Source organism: Candidatus Zixiibacteriota bacterium, assembly GCA_040753495.1.
Classification (GTDB): Bacteria; Zixibacteria; MSB-5A5; order GN15; family PGXB01; genus DYGG01.
The window spans coordinates 1-16,712 of the sequence record JBFMEF010000201.1 but is presented as its reverse complement, the minus strand read 5'-3'; the positions used below and the strand labels follow the sequence as shown (position 1 = coordinate 16,712).

The following is a 16,712-nucleotide window of genomic DNA, read 5'->3' as shown; positions in this document are numbered from 1 at the left end:
CTCGGTATCGACCGGCGGGTAAATGACTTTCGAATCACGGCGGTATATTTTCTCAATCCGCCGCGCGATATATTCGGATATGGCGACAAACTGGTCAACACCGGCCGCCGTTCGGTAATCCCAGTTGCGGATATAGTGAAGAATCAGTTTGGCGATGGCGCCGCGGATTCCTTTGCGAAGTCCCGCTTCATCGAGATACTGGAAGGTCAAATCATAGGCATACCGCGGCGGGGAATAGCAGATGCAGATATGCAGCTGGTCCGGTCCGGTGATTACCCCCTTGGCAACCGCAAAAGAACTTGATATCACCAGCTCATACCCCGAGAGGTCAAACTGCTCCACGGCCAGCGGCATGAACGGAAGATAACTGCGGTACTTTTTCCGGGCGAAGGGGAATTTCTGCAGGAAGGAGGTCGTTACCGGTTTATTCTGGATAAAATCTCTTTGCCCCTCGGGGATGAAATCATAGAGGGCGAAGAGGTCGGCCTCGGGGAAAACTTTGAGCATCTGCTCCAGCACCCGTTCCGCCCCGCCGTAGGTAATCAGCCAGTCATGCACAATGGCGGTTTTCATGGGGAAAACCTTTCGCTTATTAAATCAAGCAGCTTCTGCGCCGATTTTTTCCACGAAAACATCTCTGCCCGCTCTTTTCCTTTGGCAATCATTTCTTCTCGAATGTCACCGGAAAGTAACACTTTTTCAATTTTCTCGGCAATGTCTTTTATCTCGTAAGGATTGCAATAAAGCGCCGCTTCGCCGCAGACCTCACGGTGAGCCGGGATATCGGAGACAACCGCCGGCGCTCCGCAAACCATCGCTTCCAGTGGTGGCAATCCAAACCCTTCATAAAATGACGGATATACAAATACCCCCGCATTGGCATATAACGCCTTAAGTTCGGCGTCATTAATCTCTGCCACCTGCACTATGTTTTCCGGTAACCTGACCGCGCTGTCCCCGAATATCTTCTTATTGAGATTTCCAACCACAACGGTCTGATATTTCGCAAAGTCGCGTTGCCCCATTGCCGCCAGAAAACCGCGGAAGTTTTTCCTTTCATTCAGGCTGGAAACCGCCAGCAGGTAATTTCCTGACGTCAACCCCAGCCGGCTGATGATGCGATGGTCCGAGGTTACATCTGATATATGCTCACACCCGGCCGGAATTACGGTGACTCTTTTCTCCTTTGCCGGAAGATATTTCTTGATTTCGGAAGCGGAGAATGTCGTGTCGGTGATTATCTCCGCAGGTCTGACCCTCAAGGTCCGAAAGATAAACCTGTACCAGATTCTAAACGAGCGGGTATAGGCGTGCGGCATGGCAAAGACGGCGACGTCATGGATGGTGACGGTCTGCTGGCGCTTGAGTATCGGCGCCATATTGCAGAGGTTGACCAGGATGCCCTTTCGGCTGTGAAACGGAAGTTCCAGCTGTTCCCAGAGATGACCGTGCCGGCGTCCGACTTCATTAAGCGAGATGTTCTTTAGATTGAGTTCTCTTCCGACCCCTTTCGGAGCCAGAATTGAGAATTGGAATTTTCTCCTGATGCTGTCATCGAGGGAGATTATTTCGTCGATACCTTTGACTATTTCCGCAGCGTACCGCTGAACGCCGGTAATCGCCTGGCTTAAAAACCGCCCGTTAATGAAGATTTGCCTTGCCATGCTTCCAGAGTCCCGCAAGTATTCCCAATGTGAACATTAAGATGGAAGATTCTACTATGTTCATAGTTGCGCCAAAGACGAAGATTATGAGACAGAATATGAAGAAAGGGACGCCGGCCTGTTCAGAGGGCTTGCATAAGACTAAGTTCTTAATAAGATAAGCAATTACCACTGCCGTAAAGACAATTCCAAACGATATCAATACATAAATATAGAAGTTGTCTGCCGGATTATAATTCTCGGGCTCGAAATAAAACTGTGATGCTCCTATCCCCCCAATGCCTCGCCCTGAAAGAAATCGCCACCCTCCATCCAGCAGATGAAGTGCCTCTGGCCAAGTGCTTTCCATTCTTTCTACAAACGAAAAAGTAACTGCTTTCCAGAATAAGTTATCGGAATCGAGTACCTGAGAAAAGTAAGAGGGATTTATCGCGGCGATAGCAGGGGGAATCATCCCGAAGAGCGCAAAAAACAATATGAATAATTTCAGTCCCAGCGAGGCTCGGTCTCCTTTCGCTCTCCTCTCTAATGCAAACTTGATAAGCACGGCAGATATCAGAAGTCCCACCGTTGCCAGCATCGCCGTCTTTGAGGTAGTGACGACAATCCCGGCGATGGACAGAGTTGACAATAGATAATCATAATATCTAACTGTCGCTCTTTTTGGTTCGCCCGACGACACCAAGGTTGCTGTCAGGTTCAGGGCAACCAAAGATAGGATAATCGCCGCTGTTTCATAGGATGCGCGTCCAAATCCGGACAACCGGGGCAGACCCAGAGTAGTCCATTCTCTGGAAGCATCAATGTCGACTCCAAAAGCCGAATATTGTTCCCCTTTCCAGGGAAGCTCCCCAAATAATTCAAGTAGAATACCCAATAAGACAACCGGTACCAACCACCGAAACATTGTCCCGAGAAAATCTCTTTCGACTTGGAGATAATAAACAGCTATAAAAGCCACCACGAAGGGCAGAAACATCTTTGCACCGAAAGCCACTTGCGAAATGGACAGCCCGTTCAGCATCCCCACAAGGCAGCCATAGGCAACTCCGGCCAATATTATCAGAATCAAAGCATCGATTCGTTTTCTCTTGAAGATTAAGACCAAAAAATAGAGGAAAATCAGAAGCAAGACAAAATCCTTAAGATAGACTATCCCGGGAAAACCAAGCGCTGAGGAATAGTATCTTAATGGCGCTTCCATTATGATGATAACCAGCCAGAACAGGAGCATTCCTTTTCTGAGCTCTATCATCTGACCACCTGCCTGTAAATATTGAGATAATCTCTGGCAATCACGGACGAACGGTATTTTTCAGCCTCCTTAATACATGCCAGTTTAAAACTGCTTGTTATCTTCTTATCCTGAATTATCAGCTGTATTCTCCCCTCCAATTCCCCTTCTCTGTCCGGGTCGTACAGATATCCGGTGACTCCTTCAGCAATTAGTTCCCTGGCAGGTCCCCGGTCGGTCGCTATAACCGGAATGCCATAATTGAAAGACTCAATTATCGTGCGCGGCAGCGCCTCATTCCAAAGGGAAGGGAACAAGGTTACATCAATCATCCGGTAAATTTTTTCCTGTTCCATAAATCCAAGAAAGTGAATTTTTTCGGAACTGTACTTGGACTTCAAATACTCTTCAGATTCTCTGGTCACACCGCGACCAAATACCAGGAGATGCGCCTTTTCGAGATTCATCGCGGCAAATCTCTGCAGCGCATACTCTGTCCCTTTGCCTTCGCACAGACTTCCGACTAATCCGAGTCTGAAAATGCCGTCGTCATTCATGCGCGACTCTGCCGTCGCGACTTCCGGCACCGCGTTTCTAATTACCCGTTTAATGGAGACATCCTCAAAATATCCGCTACTTAAATGCCTATCAAGAATATACTGGCTCACACCAACCACACCCTGCAATTTGCCGGAAAGTAGTTTTTTCGGCAATGAATATATTCGACAGGTCAGGCACTGCCGGCGGCAGTTTTGTCCCTTGCGAAACATACTCGACTTGCGGCAGAGAAGATGATGGTCGCGAAGGGTATGCACGACCGGGATAGACTTATTCAGAGCTCCCTTCCAGACCGATACCGAGAGTCCGGCCAGATTATGGGTATGCACTATATCGGGACGCTCCTCAGCGATAATCTGCTCAATTTTTTTCAGAACGAATAAGTTATAAACATCTATAAGATGCCACAGTGGCTTTTTGTACAGGGGTTGCTCTTTGGCGGTGCTGACCCAGTACAGATTGGGCGCTCTCAAGTACCGGACTTTAACATCGTTGATTACCCCTGACTCATTTTCCTCGGCCGTAGTTATGACCGTTACTTGCTCCCCCAGGTTTTGCAGGCTTTCGGCAAGTAGCTGTACCGAAATCTCCGCCCCTCCTTTTATATGAGGATAATAGTGATTATTTACCAGTAATATCTTCAAAATCCTGCCCGTTCACCCAGGTTCCCTCTATCACCATCGGCAACTGCATTCTTGATTAGCAAATACCGCTCTTTCTCGCCCCGCCAGGACAAATAGAATTTCAGCATCATCAAGAAAATGTATCTGTTTATTCCAAATAGGAATCTGTTTTTCCGGAAATATTTGTTCCACAAATAGGTGCTGTTTCTGACACCGTAATAGATTCTAAACGATGGCGCCTCAGCATAATTTTTTAAAAACATCACCGGCGCGACTCTTTTTCGGGAATGCCACGATTCCTCGAGGTCGGTCAGCTGACTGGAGGGAATCAGAAAAATCTTTCCTCCGGCATGACGAAAACGGAGGGCAAATTCAGTGTCATCACCGTAGAGAAAGAAATCGGTCTCAGGATACCCATGTTTCTCAATCAGCGACTTATGGAAAAACATTCCGCCCCATGGAGCCACCGGAACCTCAAGGAACGGAAGAAAGGGGCGGTTGTCCCTCTCCGGCGTGCGTTTTAGAATATCGATAATTCTCCAGAACGGCAGCCAGAAGATATGAAATCCCAGAAAGCTATTTGATTGTGGAAACCAGCGGGCAATCGGTTCCCCCTGCGCTACCCGGCGGTACTGCTTTCTGTCGATTCGCAGTGAAAGGGTTAGGAGCGAATCTTTCTTTTGATTTCTTTCAAGCGGCAGGAAGTATCTGAGCAGCTCTTTCAGCGCGCCCGGCTCCGGACGATTGTCATCATCCAGAAGCCAGATATATTCCGCGTCTTTGAATTCCAGGGCCAGTTTTAAGCCGGCCTTAAACCCTATCGCCGAGCCGCGATTATGCCCCAGACTGACCGTGACAAGTTTTAACCCCGTTAACCTCCTTGCTTCGGCCACAAAGTCATGTTCCGCCCCGTTATCCACCACGATTATCCTTGAGATTGCATCCTCGGCCGCGACCGCCTGCAGGACTGATTTCAGATAGTCCCATCGCTTGCCGTAAGTAACAGTCACCACCGTTACCCCGACAGACTTGGGAATATATTCAAACTGCGAACTCATCCAGGATTGAATCAGAAACTGTCACTGATTTGTTGGTAGGATGGGCTTTTTCTTGGATATAGATTTTTCTCAATCTGGCTGAGCACAAAGTAAAGAGCAACAGTTCCGATATCAACAGCGACAGCGAGCTTCCTATATCTTGTAAGTAGTACGAAAGTGTCAAGCATACCGGCAGATTGACCAACCCGACCACCACAACGAAGAGAGTGAAATCTCTCTGTCGCTCAAGATTTATCAATCCCACCAAGCCCAAGAGAGCGGACAGACCTCCGAAAACAATGGCAACGCTCATGATAATGATATCATACTTGAAACTCTCTATGCTGCCTGGCAGAAAGACTCTGGCGATGACCGGCTGAAATAATACAATAGCTACAGATAGAGTAAGCATAATAAGAAAATAGTAGCGCGATAGCCGGAGGAGTGTCTTCACAGATTCCATTATCGTCAAGGCGGTGAATTTGCGACCGATGAACGGAAAGAGCGACTGCGTCACCGGGGTAATCATCGATTGCACTGCCTTCACAATCTTTTCCGCAATGGCGTAATACCCGACTATGTTGTAGGAGGCAACAAGGCCAAGAAGGAAGACATTCGAGTTGCGATAAAGAGTTATAGCCACTGTAGATACAAAAAGGCTCCAGCCGCTTCTCAACTTGTCTAACATGCCCTTAAGACTGGGCATATTTAAGCTCAGGCCAAAGCGGACCTTTGCCAGAACCAAACCAACTATACCTGCCGTCAACATTCCGAGCGCGTTTAACAACGGTACTATGATGAAGTCATCCGGCTTCTTAATGATCAGAAAGATCAGGACTAAAAAAATGGCGCGCGCTGAAATATTCAGAGCCGATATAAACTTCATCTGCTCCATTCCCTGGAAAAGCCAGTTCGGCATTATTGCCTGCCCCAGAATCGCGCCAAATGTCAATAAGTAAAGCAGCTTATACTCGCCGAATTTTTCGAATGTGAACAGCAGTATAAGCAGAAGAAAAAACGATGATATCATCAGAGCCAATTTCGCAAAAATGACCTCGGAGAATACGCGGGAGACTCTCTCTTTGTCGGCCCGTGATATGGCGATTTCACGGGTCGCCGAGAGATTGAATCCATATTCAGTAACGGCATTGAAATAGGCTATCAACGATTGCGCAAACATTATCAGCCCGAATTTTTCCGCCCCAAGGACTCTCGCCAGGTAGGGAAAGCTCACCAGCGGCAGTATGTAATTGGCCCCCTGAAGAAGCCCCAGAGACAGAATATTCTCCAGAACCCGTTTCTTTTCGCTCGGTGGAAATAACGGCTTCTCCGCTGATACTCCCGCCCCTGTAGTTTTGGCTGAGGTTCCTCTGGCGTCGGTCTTATCCATTAAGAAACATCCCGTTTCCCGGTCGCCGCGGAATCTCGAAATCACCCCGCCACGACCTTCCTAAACTTCCCTGTTTTCCCGCCCGGACCGTCTTTTCACGGACACGTCGCGCTTGTCACGCGGTCCCATCCTCGCCTCTATTTACCCCCGATAAGCCGTCCTGTCAATATAAAATCAGGCGCCAACTCCCCTCCTGCCGGCCGCGACCTCTACCGCAATCGGCTCTCCAGCGCTCCAATGAGCGAATCCAGTCGCATCGCCTCCGGCGCCTGACCGCGAAACCGCTGATATATCCCCAGCGCCTCCTCCATCTTGGCGCGCTCATCGCTTCCCGAAAGAAGATTCGCCAGGTTAAGCCAGGTCAAGGGGCTGTTCGGATTCAACTCCAGACTCCGGCGGAAATTCTCCTCGGCTTTATCAAACTGCCGCAAATTAAGGTAATTGACCGCCATATTGGCATACCCTTCCGCCGCCGGGCCAAACCGCTCCAGCGTCTGCGCCAGGACTTGATTCGCCTCTTCATACTGATTCAGGGAGGTCAGAGCATTGGAATACTGAAGGTAATAGTTCGGTTCGGTCGGATACTCTATCATCAGAAAGCGCCAGTATTTTGCCGCATTCTTCTTGTCATTCAACTTGGTATATAGTTCCGCCAGAAGAGGCCAATAGATTTTTTCGTTGTCGCCAGTGGCAACCATCACGGCAATCGCGCCCAGCGCCCCCTCGGTATTGTCCGTGGCGCGGTACAGTTCAATCAATTCCCGGTTGATTCTGCGGTCGCGCGGGTAGAGCTTGTCGGCCCTGCGAAAGTACGACAGCGCCGAATCAGTAACCCCTTCCTTCTTGTACGCTTCTGCCATGGTCATCAGAATTTCTTTGTCCGACGGAGCCAGGCTCATTGCCTTAGTCAAATAGACCAGAGCCTTACGGTTCTCTCCCTTCTCCAGCGAGGCAGCGGCCGCTTTTTTGAGTCCGGCCAGGTCGGTTGGTTCTTTACCGCAGCCGGCAATAAATAAAAGCAAAATCAACGGGCAGAGCGCCCACGCCAAAACTTTAACCATATTTTAATTATACTCCTTTGCATCTTGATTTTCAAGCGCCAATAAGCGATTTTACCATGATGAAACAGCGACTGATACTCTCTTTATTCCTCCTGCTTTCTATCTCGCCGCTTCATGCCGGAGAAAGTCTCGAGTTTCCGCCGGGAAAAATGGCGGTGGTTATCACTGTCCCCCGTTTGCCGGAAAACCTCGAATATAACAGTGACAATTTTATGGAATGTCTCGCCAGCCATCTTGATTATTATCTCTGGTTAAAAGGGTTCCAGTTCGATATTTTCCCCTCCGAAGCAAAGCTCACCCTCAATGACCCTGAAACCATTTCGAAATTTGGCGACTATGATTACCTTTTGCAACTGACACCGAAACCAAAATTCCGCCGGGTCAAAATTAAATCATCTTCTCCCGCCGTCATTGAATACACCGCCGTCATCGAACTGCGGACAGATTTCTTTCGTCTCGATTCATCAGTCTATCTTATAAAAGGGAAGAAAAGCAGTGCCCGCCCTCTTGAAAACTGGGTGGCTACCGATGATTCCCTGCTTCTCCGGAAAGGGCTTGGTCATGTGGAGCCGCCTGATTTTGTTCTCAAGCGACTTCTCTCCGAAGCGCTCTCGTTTCTCCCGCGATTGCCGCCGGTGAAAGAATCCTATAAACGTTCCCGGCCGCTCAAACTGCTGATAGATTCGCGCATCGCCAACGACATTAAAGGAAATATGGAAAAAGACCTCCTGCGCGGCGTCGATTATGTCGCACGCTCCCTCTGGAGGCAGTTCAAGGTGGGATTGCATCCGGCCGCAGTGGAATATTTTACGGTCAAGGAGCTGTCGTACACCGATATCGAGCGGCTGCTCCGCTCTTTTATCCGCGGCGGCTTGCCGCCGTCGGATACCCTGACAGTGGCGGTCTTCCGACCCGATAACAGTGAAGATTATTATATCGGTGACGGCAATATTCAGGTTGGGCTGTCCGACCTCGGGCGCAAACTGGCGGTTATCGCCGAAATCTCCCCGCCGCATACCGGGCTTCGCGAATGGAAAGTCTTCCTTGAGGGGCAACTGCTGCTGCACGAGATTGGTCATCTTCTCGGCGCCGTGCATGTCTCCGACCTCAGTTCCATCATGACTATCCGTCCTACCTGGCTTTCCAGTGACCGCTTTGACCGCCTCAACGACCGGATTATCCGCGCCGGGCTTGAAGACGGCGACGCTTTAAATAAGATAACATCCTATTTAATGCTGGTGCTTAAATCTGTCGAAGAGAGCGAGTATCCTCTGGCGGAGCTCCCCTCGACCTTCTTTTCTTATATCAACCTCAATCATAAAGAGCTGATGATAAACCGTCTGGCCGAGACCACATTGGGCGCGGCAACCCTTGCCGCATCCGACGGATATCGCGCCTACCTTATGAAAGATTTCATCGGCGCCCGCGACCGGTTCAGTCGCGCGCTTGCCGAAAATCCCAATCAGGCCTCTTTTCATTACTACCTGGCGCAGGTATCGACCGGACCGGAAGCGTTTCTGCATCTGAATCAAGCCGCTGCCTTAGGGTATTATAGCGCTCTTCACGAGTTGGTTCTGAAACGAAAATAGCGGCCGCTCCCTTCCGGCAGACATTCCCGATATTTTTACTTGGTGGAATCGGGCTGTTGTATAATATTATGCCATGCCCAAGAAAGATATTAGACTGATATATATATTATCGCTTCTTCTACTGGTCACGGTGGCGGCGCCTTCGCGCCTGAAGGCCGGCGATAAGGAAAAGAAAACCAAAATCCTGACCACCTTTTTCCCTGTCTATCTGTTCACTCTCAATCTGACCTATAATATACCTGACCTGCAGGTCGATATTCTTCTCCCCGGCGATTACGGCTGCCCGCACGACTTTTCTCTTGCCCCAGAAGATATCAAGAAAGCGCATTTAGCCGACCTGGTTATTATCAACGGTCTGGGACTGGACGACTTTGTTGAGGATATTCTTGCCGGGAAAGATGAGATTGCGCTCATTGATGCCGCTTCCGGTATCGCGCCGCTTCCTTCCCGGGCAACTCATGCCGCTCATAATCACGAAGGTAATGACAGCCGTTGGAATCCCCATCTTTTCGCCTCCCCTCTGCAGGCGCAAGCGATGATTTCCCGGATAGCGGCCTCGCTGACGCAGTATCTTCCCCAATATGCCGACAGGATAAACGCCAACGCCGCCGACTACAAGGAACGGCTCGATTCTGTTGTGACTCAGTATCGGTCGCGGTTGACCAATCTCTCTAATCCAAAAGTCGCCGCGGTTCATGAAATCTATGATTATCTGGCGCGCGATTTTGGATTCCAGATAGTTGATATTATAGAAAAGGAGCCGGGTCAGGAACCGTCCGCCAGGGAAACTATTGCCCTCTCCGGAGAATTGCGCCGGAATAAGATTGCCGCCATTTTCGCCGAGCCGCAGTATTCGGAACGGATGGCGCGAACTCTGGCGTCGGAACTGAAAGTTCCGGCATATGTCATCGACCCGGTTGCCACAGGACCTTCCAATCCACCTCGCGATTATTATGAGACCGTTATGCTTGAAAATCTTGAAAACCTGGTTAAGGCAATGAAATGACAGACTTACCGTCACCGGCAATTCGGTTTCAGAATCTTTCGGTCTCCTTTGATGGCATCAAGGTGCTGGAGAATATCACCGCCGAAATTCCGGCCGGTTCCGTGACCGCTCTGATTGGGCCTAACGGCGCCGGCAAAACCACCGCCCTCAAAGTCATTCTTAACAAGGTTCCCTATAGCGGCAAGGTGCAGTTTCTTACTGCGGAGGGTCAGAGTGTTACCCCTCGCTTTGGATATGTGCCGCAGGTGCTCGATTTTGACCGCGGCATCCCGATGACCGTCATCGACTTTCTGGTCATGCCCCACCAGAAAAAGCCGCTTTGGCTGGGGCGGCGCCGCGCGCTCGTCGAAAAAGCGGAAGAAAATCTGAGTCTGGTCGAGGCGGCGCATCTGGCGCCACGCCCCCTCGGCAAACTCTCCGGCGGTGAACTGCAGAGAGTTCTTTTGGCATCGGCTCTCTCCGGAAACCCCAATCTGCTTCTTCTTGATGAGCCGGTTTCCGGCATCGATATCGCCGGCGAAAGACTCTTTTGTGACCTCCTCGAATCGATTCATCATCGCCGCCACTTCACTATGGTTATCGTGAGTCACGACCTCTCGGTCGTCACCAATCATGCCGACCATGTTATCTGTCTCAATAAATCGGTTATCTGTCATGGTGAAACCGCCAGGATTCTCACCCCGGAAAATCTACAGGCGGTTTTCGGCCATCATATTGAAGTCGTCCGGTACCCCCACCCGGAGAAGCATAAGCATGATTAGGTTGCCGTTGAGATGAACCTGTACGACTTTTTATATCAAGCGGTCGGGACGTTGCTCCCTTTTGAATGGGCGCAATCGACCTTCATAATTCGCGCCTTCATCGGGCTGACGCTGTTGACTCTTCTCTGCGGGGCTATCGGCATAATGGTTGTAAACTTCCGGATGGCTTTCTTCTCCGATACCATCAGTCATTCCGCCTTTACCGGCATTGCTTTGGGGCTACTCTTCGGCTTGAACCCCTGGGTGACGCTGGTAATCTTCGGGGTCATCATAGGCCTGGGGATAATCAAAGTCAAAAGGCATACCGAACTTTCGACCGACACCGTGATCGGCGTCTTCTTCTCAACCGTCATTGCCCTCGGGATTGCGATTATCTCCGCCCGTCGCGGGCTCAGCCGCGACCTGCAGAGTTATCTTTTCGGCGACATTCTCACTATCACGGAGACCGAACTGACCGCCATGATTCTTCTTTTCCTCCTCGCCGTGGTCTTCATCTGGCGCACTTACAACAAGTTGCTCATGATCGGTCTGCATCAGGACTGGGCTTTTTCCAAAGGTGTCAATACCACTTTATATGAATATTCCTTTGCCGCGCTTCTGGCGATAGTGGTAACTTTCAGTATTCGCGCCGTCGGCTTGCTTCTGGTCACGGCCATGCTGATTCTTCCTGCCGCCTCGGCGCGTAACATTGCCCGCAACTCCGGAACGCTCTTCTGGTGGTCCGGGGCACTCGCTTTTGTCTCCTCTCTGCTGGGGTTAATCGCTTCACTGGCTTGGAATATCGCTACCGGGGCGGCGGTCATCCTGGTCGCCTCCGCCATTTTCTTTGGCACCAGTCTTTACAACCTGGTTCGCTACCGTCGCTAACCAGCCCTGACTTATTCTTCTCCCCCGCAAATTTTGCATTTGATTCGCGCCCCCTGCTCTGCGTCAATAAATTGTGAGATGGCAACTTAATCAAGGAGACGCATTCAGGGCAAAAAAACGTCTGAGGGCTTGACAAACCGCCCCCTTTATGGTAATTTCACAAGGCTTTTTTGTCCGCCCGCGGTTGCGGCGGATTGGAATTTAGAGCGGTTGCCGGTTCTTCTGGTTAAGGGACGGCAACCCTGAGGTGACTGGGAAGAATTGTTAGCATTTATATTTACGGAGATGAGAATGGGAATATTAAGGTATTCCGCCTTTCTTTTTTTGCTGCTGATGCTGACCGCATCGCTGGCTTTCGGCGGCGGCTTTACTTTTGACGGCATCGGGGTCAAAGCGAGAGGCATGGGTGGGGCATTCCGCGCGGTGGCTGATGACTGGTCGGCCGCTTATTACAACCCGGCCGGTTACGCCCGTATTCAGGACAACTATATTGCGGCTAATCTCGCCGCTATGCATAATCGTTACTGGACCAAGCCGAATATTTACTGGGGTGACCAGTACGAATCCGGTTTCTTCAATGGTCAGGATATCGCCAATCATCATGAAATCCTCAATGTTCCCCAGGGCGGAATTCTGGCCCGTCTTCCTGTCTGGGGCGAGACCGTTTTTGGTTTCAGCATCATCCAGAGTTTCGACCAGAACCTCAACTGGGAGTTGTACCAGAACCTCCCCGGATACAATCCGCAGGATTATCCCGACCGCCAGTTCCATAATAATCTCGATGCCGTTGAATTTCAGGTTACGGCCGCCCGAAACTTTCTTGACGACAAACTCTCCCTCGGTGTCGGACTGGCTGTGGTCCGCGGCGATTTATATTTTACCGATGTCGTCCTGCACCGCAATCCAATGCCCTCCCCGATAAGCGACCGCCCCTACGAAAAAATTCCGCAGTGGTACCGTGCTGACGGCAACGGCTGGGGATTTGGCTTACGCGCCGGACTGCTCTATGACCTTACCGAAAAACTGAGCGGCGCTTTTGTCGTTTCCGGACCTACCTCCATGAATGTCACAGGCGAAACCGAGTCCCGTTTCTATATGCCGCTAAATCCCTCGGCTATCCAGAACTACGGCTATCGTCCCGGCGACGAGGAGTATCTCTTCTCGGCCGGCGAAATTGTTATGATAAAGTCCGATTTCGAGACCGATATCGACCTGCCGGCTTCAATCGCAGGCGCCGTTTCATACCAGGTCAATGATAAATTGACCGTCGCTGTTGACGCCGAGATGACTTTCTGGTCATCCTTTAAAGGGTACGATTTCAGCTTTACCAAATTCGAAGGTCTCAAGGACCCCAGTTTTGTCAACGCCAATGATTCTCTCTTGACCCGGCAGCATGCCCTGCCGGTGGTCTGGGATGATGCCTTTCGGGTTATGGCCGGCGCCAACTACCGCGCTCTGCGCTTCCTCGAACTCCGCGCCGGTTTTGGTTTCGACCAGTCGCCTGTGACCGGCGAAACCTTTACCCCTTATTTCTTCGACCTTGGCGATAAACTCAGCGTCAGTTTCGGCTTCGGTTTCGAAGTTAATCAATGGAACCTCGATTTCGCCACCGGATATACCAAACAGGATGACCTCACTGTCAGCGAGATGACCTTTAATGACGACGGAACATTAAAGAACATGACCGGTGATTACCGCGGCACCAACTACCAGACCGTCCTGGGTATTTCATACAGGTTTTAGGAGGTCCCGTCCATGTTTAGAACATACTCGATAATAGCATCCTTAATCTTGCTGGTCGGATTGCTTGCCGGATGCAGCGACCGGGGCATTACCTCAAAAATTGACGTTTACGACAGCGGTTATATTCTTCCCGGCCAGCATTCCTTTGCCTTTTATCTGAATAAATCGATGTTCTCCTCGGCCGAAGACCCGTATCTCGTCCGTTTCCGTATCTATTCTCCGCCCGAATTCACACAGCAGAATCTGGGACAGCCCTATCCGGTCCTCTTCCTGCTTTCACCCTTTGGTGAAGACGAATTCTTCTATTTTAATCATGGTCTTAAGGCGGTGGCGGACCGTCTTATCGGCACCGGCAAAATCCAGCCAATGTGGATTGTCTGCGTCAATGGCGCTAATGCCTATGGCGGCTCCTTTTATGGCAACTCCGAAGCGGGCGGACTTTATGAATCAATCATAGGCAGAAAAGACTCTACTCTAATGTTCAATGACGCCCGTGCCAGCCTTATTGATTATATTGATGCCATCTTCAACACCATTCCGGAGCGCGCCTCGCGCGGCATTTCCGGATATGGCATGGGCGGCTACGGCGCTTTCCGAATTGCTTCCAAATATCAGGAGAATTTCAGTTCCGTTTCGGCTATAACCGCTCCGCTCGATTTTGACGGCGCCACCGGCAATGGCGGACTGATTCCTTATTTTGACGACATCATCGCCAATCTCGACACCACCTATCGCGCCATGGATACCACCTCCGAGGATATCTTTCGCACCATGATTCTTGCCGCCGCCTGCAGTTTCTCCCCCAATGACACCGGCGTGGTGAATGACGGCAATGTCATTACCGATTCGACCACCCTGTTAATCACACCGAGCGGCGCCGGCAGAGTGAAGATTCATCTGCCATTCGATTCCACAGGCGCGGCGCATACCTCTATCTGGAACCTCTGGCTGGCAAACAACATCGAAGCCATCCGGACCGCCTATCCCCCGACTCTGGCACAGGAAATCATGTTGATAAACACCCCCGAAGCGCAGTACGGTTTTTATCAACAGACTCTCGATTTCCATAATTATCTGACCTCCCAGAGTGTGGAACATCAATATCTGGAATTCGTGGGATATCCCGGCTACCCTTCGGTCAGAAGTGAGTACATTTATGATATTCTGGAGGCAATCCTGATTTTCCATTCGGAAAATATGGCGGGAGCCAACGACTGAAGATAACCAAAATCGATAAAGCCGGGGAGGTGACCTTCTCCGGCTTTTTAATTGTATGAATGACGAGAAGCAGTACGATTTGATTTCCATCGGGGCGCACCCGGATGATGTCGAAGTTGGCACCGGCGGTGTCCTCATCGGACTTAACAAGAACGGCTATAAAACCGGTATTGTCTATCTCACCGCCGGCGAAATGGGCACCGGCGGCACCCCGGAAATCCGCGCCGAGGAAGCCCTCAATGCTGCCCGCCTGATGGGCTCCGACCTCATTCATACATATGACTGGGGCGACACGCGATTATTCGACAGTTATGAGAAGAGAATCGAACTGGCAACGCTGATTCGTCGGCATAAACCGTCAATCATCCTGGCGCCGTATCCTCATGTCGGCCATGGAAAACGCCAATCGCACCCCGACCATGTCGCCGCCGGACAGATTGTTATCAATGCCGCCAACTATGCGACCCTTAAAAAAATGCCTATCCCGGGGGAGCCGCATTCCGTTAAGCGCATTTTCCATTACTTCCTGCCCCCCGGACTCAGTCCCAGCTTTATTGTCGATATCACCGAGCAGTTTGAGCAGTGGCTCGACGCCCTCAAGTGCCATCAGTCACAGTTCCTCAATCCGGAAAAATCGCGCGACTATATCTGGTCGTTAGAATCGATGGCGCGTTCCTTCGGACAGCAAGCCGGATGCAGATATGGCCAGGGGTTCTACCATGTAGAACCGATTCGGATTGTCGATTTATTTGATTTGGTTAAAAAATAACTTAAGGCGCTCAACATCGGGCGCTGTCAAGCTTCTTTTCCGCAAGTAAAAAGAGGGCTGACTCGGTAAAATGCAGCGAGCCATTGCGGCGCGCCAGAGCCAGAAATATATCCTGCCGCACTCTTGCCTTATCCTCCTCCGACAACCCCTCGAGATAATTCTCATCCACGATGGAGTTGATACGGGTCAGATAATCCTGAGGCGTAACCGGGTCTTCCGTGGTCAGACGAAAACTGCGGCGAACCTCCATACCGGCGCGGCGCAGCTCATCTTCCGCCCCTTTGAGATTATAAACTTTCGCCCCGAGAAAACGATAGAAATCTTTCTCAATTGGCAGCAGGTCGGGATTCCGTCTGGCGGCATGGCGAAGCGCTCCAATGAACTCCCGGTAAACAATCTTGGAAAGGGTCACCAACCCCAGTCGGCCGCCCGGTTTGAGGACGCGATGAATCTCCGCCAGATGACGTTTCTGGTCGGGCACCCAGGGGAAGACCAGCGAGGAGATGACAACGTCAAAGCTATTGTCGGGGAAATCCAGATAGAGGGCGTCACCGACCTGAAAGGTGACATTGGTTGCCCCTTCTTCCGCCGCCAGTCCTTTTGCCAGCTCAATCATATTGGATGAGATATCAATTCCGGTAAGATGTCCTTGGGGCAGGCGGCGGGCCGCTTCCAGAGCGATAATTCCGGGACCGCAGCCGACATCGAGAAGTTTCTCATCTCCCCGAAGTTTCAGCTCATGCATTAAAGTCTGATAGTGGGCGTGACGATGCGGCGTTACCTTCGCCATATAGTCACGCGCCACCCGATGAAACGAGTGAACACGCATAATTACCTCCTGATTACTATCTGTTCGCGTGGTTTTAATTGTCTCATTGCATTTGCCTTTCATTGTTCGAAAGTTCCATCATACCCATATTCTCACAAGGTCGAAATCTGCGAATGATTTCGACCTTCTCCGTATGCACACACTCACCTTTTTCCCACCAGCTTCTTTTCGACCGCCGCCAATGCCGCTTTCAAATCATCTATCAAATCCTCAACATCTTCCAGACCGACCGACAGCCGCACCAGCCCGTCATCTATCCCCCGCGCTTTCCTGATTTCCGCCGGAATGGAGGCATGAGTCATTGTCGCCGGATGATTTATCAGCGACTCCACCCCGCCCAGTGATTCCGCCAGAATGAAGATA

16 protein-coding genes are annotated in these 16,712 nt (G+C 50.7%); 7 read left to right on the top strand and 9 right to left on the bottom strand.

The genetic code is table 11. The features are described from left to right. The 7 genes from AB1690_13175 to AB1690_13145 form a co-directional block, all read right to left on the bottom strand. A partial coding sequence (locus tag AB1690_13175) for a glycosyltransferase (GenBank protein ID MEW6016257.1) occupies positions 1–573 on the bottom strand: 573 nt, incomplete at its 3' end. Further along, positions 570–1,664: a glycosyltransferase family 1 protein gene (locus AB1690_13170; GenBank protein ID MEW6016256.1), complete on the bottom strand. Its 1,095-nt coding sequence runs from the start codon at positions 1,662–1,664 to the stop codon at positions 570–572. The genes AB1690_13175 and AB1690_13170, both read right to left, overlap by 4 nt. Further along, on the bottom strand, positions 1,642–2,919 hold the full coding sequence (locus AB1690_13165) for a hypothetical protein (GenBank protein MEW6016255.1): 1,278 nt from the start codon (positions 2,917–2,919) through the stop codon (positions 1,642–1,644). The genes AB1690_13170 and AB1690_13165 overlap by 23 nt, the downstream gene beginning before the upstream one ends. Then, a complete protein-coding gene (locus AB1690_13160) occupies positions 2,916–4,100 on the bottom strand; it encodes a glycosyltransferase family 4 protein (GenBank protein MEW6016254.1) in 1,185 nt (394 codons plus the stop codon). The genes AB1690_13165 and AB1690_13160 overlap by 4 nt, the downstream gene beginning before the upstream one ends. Beyond that, a complete protein-coding gene (locus AB1690_13155) occupies positions 4,097–5,137 on the bottom strand; it encodes a glycosyltransferase (protein ID MEW6016253.1) in 1,041 nt (346 codons plus the stop codon). Before AB1690_13155 ends, AB1690_13160 begins: the two co-directional genes overlap by 4 nt. After that, positions 5,121–6,506 carry an oligosaccharide flippase family protein gene (gene rfbX, locus AB1690_13150; protein ID MEW6016252.1) on the bottom strand — a complete coding sequence of 462 codons (1,386 nt, stop codon included), beginning with the start codon at positions 6,504–6,506 and terminating at the stop codon, positions 5,121–5,123. The genes AB1690_13155 and rfbX overlap by 17 nt, the downstream gene beginning before the upstream one ends. Positions 6,507–6,715: 209 nt before the next feature. Next, entirely contained in the window at positions 6,716–7,567 is an 852-nt protein-coding gene (locus AB1690_13145; GenBank protein ID MEW6016251.1) for a tetratricopeptide repeat protein, read from the bottom strand. Positions 7,568–7,623: 56 nt separating this feature from the next. Between AB1690_13145 and AB1690_13140 the strand changes: the two genes are divergently transcribed. From AB1690_13140 to bshB1, 7 genes are all read left to right on the top strand, one after another. Further along, positions 7,624–9,156 carry a hypothetical protein gene (locus AB1690_13140; GenBank protein ID MEW6016250.1) on the top strand — a complete coding sequence of 511 codons (1,533 nt, stop codon included), beginning with the start codon at positions 7,624–7,626 and terminating at the stop codon, positions 9,154–9,156. Positions 9,157–9,229: 73 nt separating this feature from the next. Continuing rightward, positions 9,230–10,162, top strand: a complete 933-nt coding sequence (locus tag AB1690_13135; GenBank protein ID MEW6016249.1) for a zinc ABC transporter substrate-binding protein — start codon at positions 9,230–9,232, stop codon at positions 10,160–10,162. After that, positions 10,159–10,923, top strand: coding sequence for a metal ABC transporter ATP-binding protein (locus AB1690_13130; protein ID MEW6016248.1), 765 nt, complete (start codon positions 10,159–10,161; stop codon positions 10,921–10,923). Before AB1690_13135 ends, AB1690_13130 begins: the two co-directional genes overlap by 4 nt. A gap of 12 nt (positions 10,924–10,935) precedes the next feature. Beyond that, the gene (locus AB1690_13125; GenBank protein ID MEW6016247.1) at positions 10,936–11,790 is read left to right on the top strand and encodes a metal ABC transporter permease; all 855 of its coding nucleotides are present in this window, start codon (positions 10,936–10,938) and stop codon (positions 11,788–11,790) included. A 291-nt stretch (positions 11,791–12,081) separates the two neighbouring features. Further along, entirely contained in the window at positions 12,082–13,533 is a 1,452-nt protein-coding gene (locus AB1690_13120) for an outer membrane protein transport protein (GenBank protein MEW6016246.1), read from the top strand. A gap of 12 nt (positions 13,534–13,545) precedes the next feature. Next, positions 13,546–14,751 (top strand): alpha/beta hydrolase-fold protein, encoded by a 1,206-nt coding sequence (locus AB1690_13115; protein ID MEW6016245.1) that lies wholly within the window; start codon positions 13,546–13,548, stop codon positions 14,749–14,751. Positions 14,752–14,806: 55 nt separating this feature from the next. After that, the gene (bshB1, locus tag AB1690_13110; GenBank protein ID MEW6016244.1) at positions 14,807–15,520 is read left to right on the top strand and encodes a bacillithiol biosynthesis deacetylase BshB1; all 714 of its coding nucleotides are present in this window, start codon (positions 14,807–14,809) and stop codon (positions 15,518–15,520) included. Between the two features lie 10 nt (positions 15,521–15,530). On the opposite strand, the gene AB1690_13105 is transcribed toward bshB1, so the two are convergent. Then, a complete protein-coding gene (locus AB1690_13105; protein MEW6016243.1) occupies positions 15,531–16,349 on the bottom strand; it encodes a class I SAM-dependent methyltransferase in 819 nt (272 codons plus the stop codon). A gap of 143 nt (positions 16,350–16,492) precedes the next feature. Beyond that, on the bottom strand, positions 16,493–16,712 hold a 220-nt coding region (locus AB1690_13100; protein ID MEW6016242.1), incomplete at its 5' end, for a PLP-dependent transferase.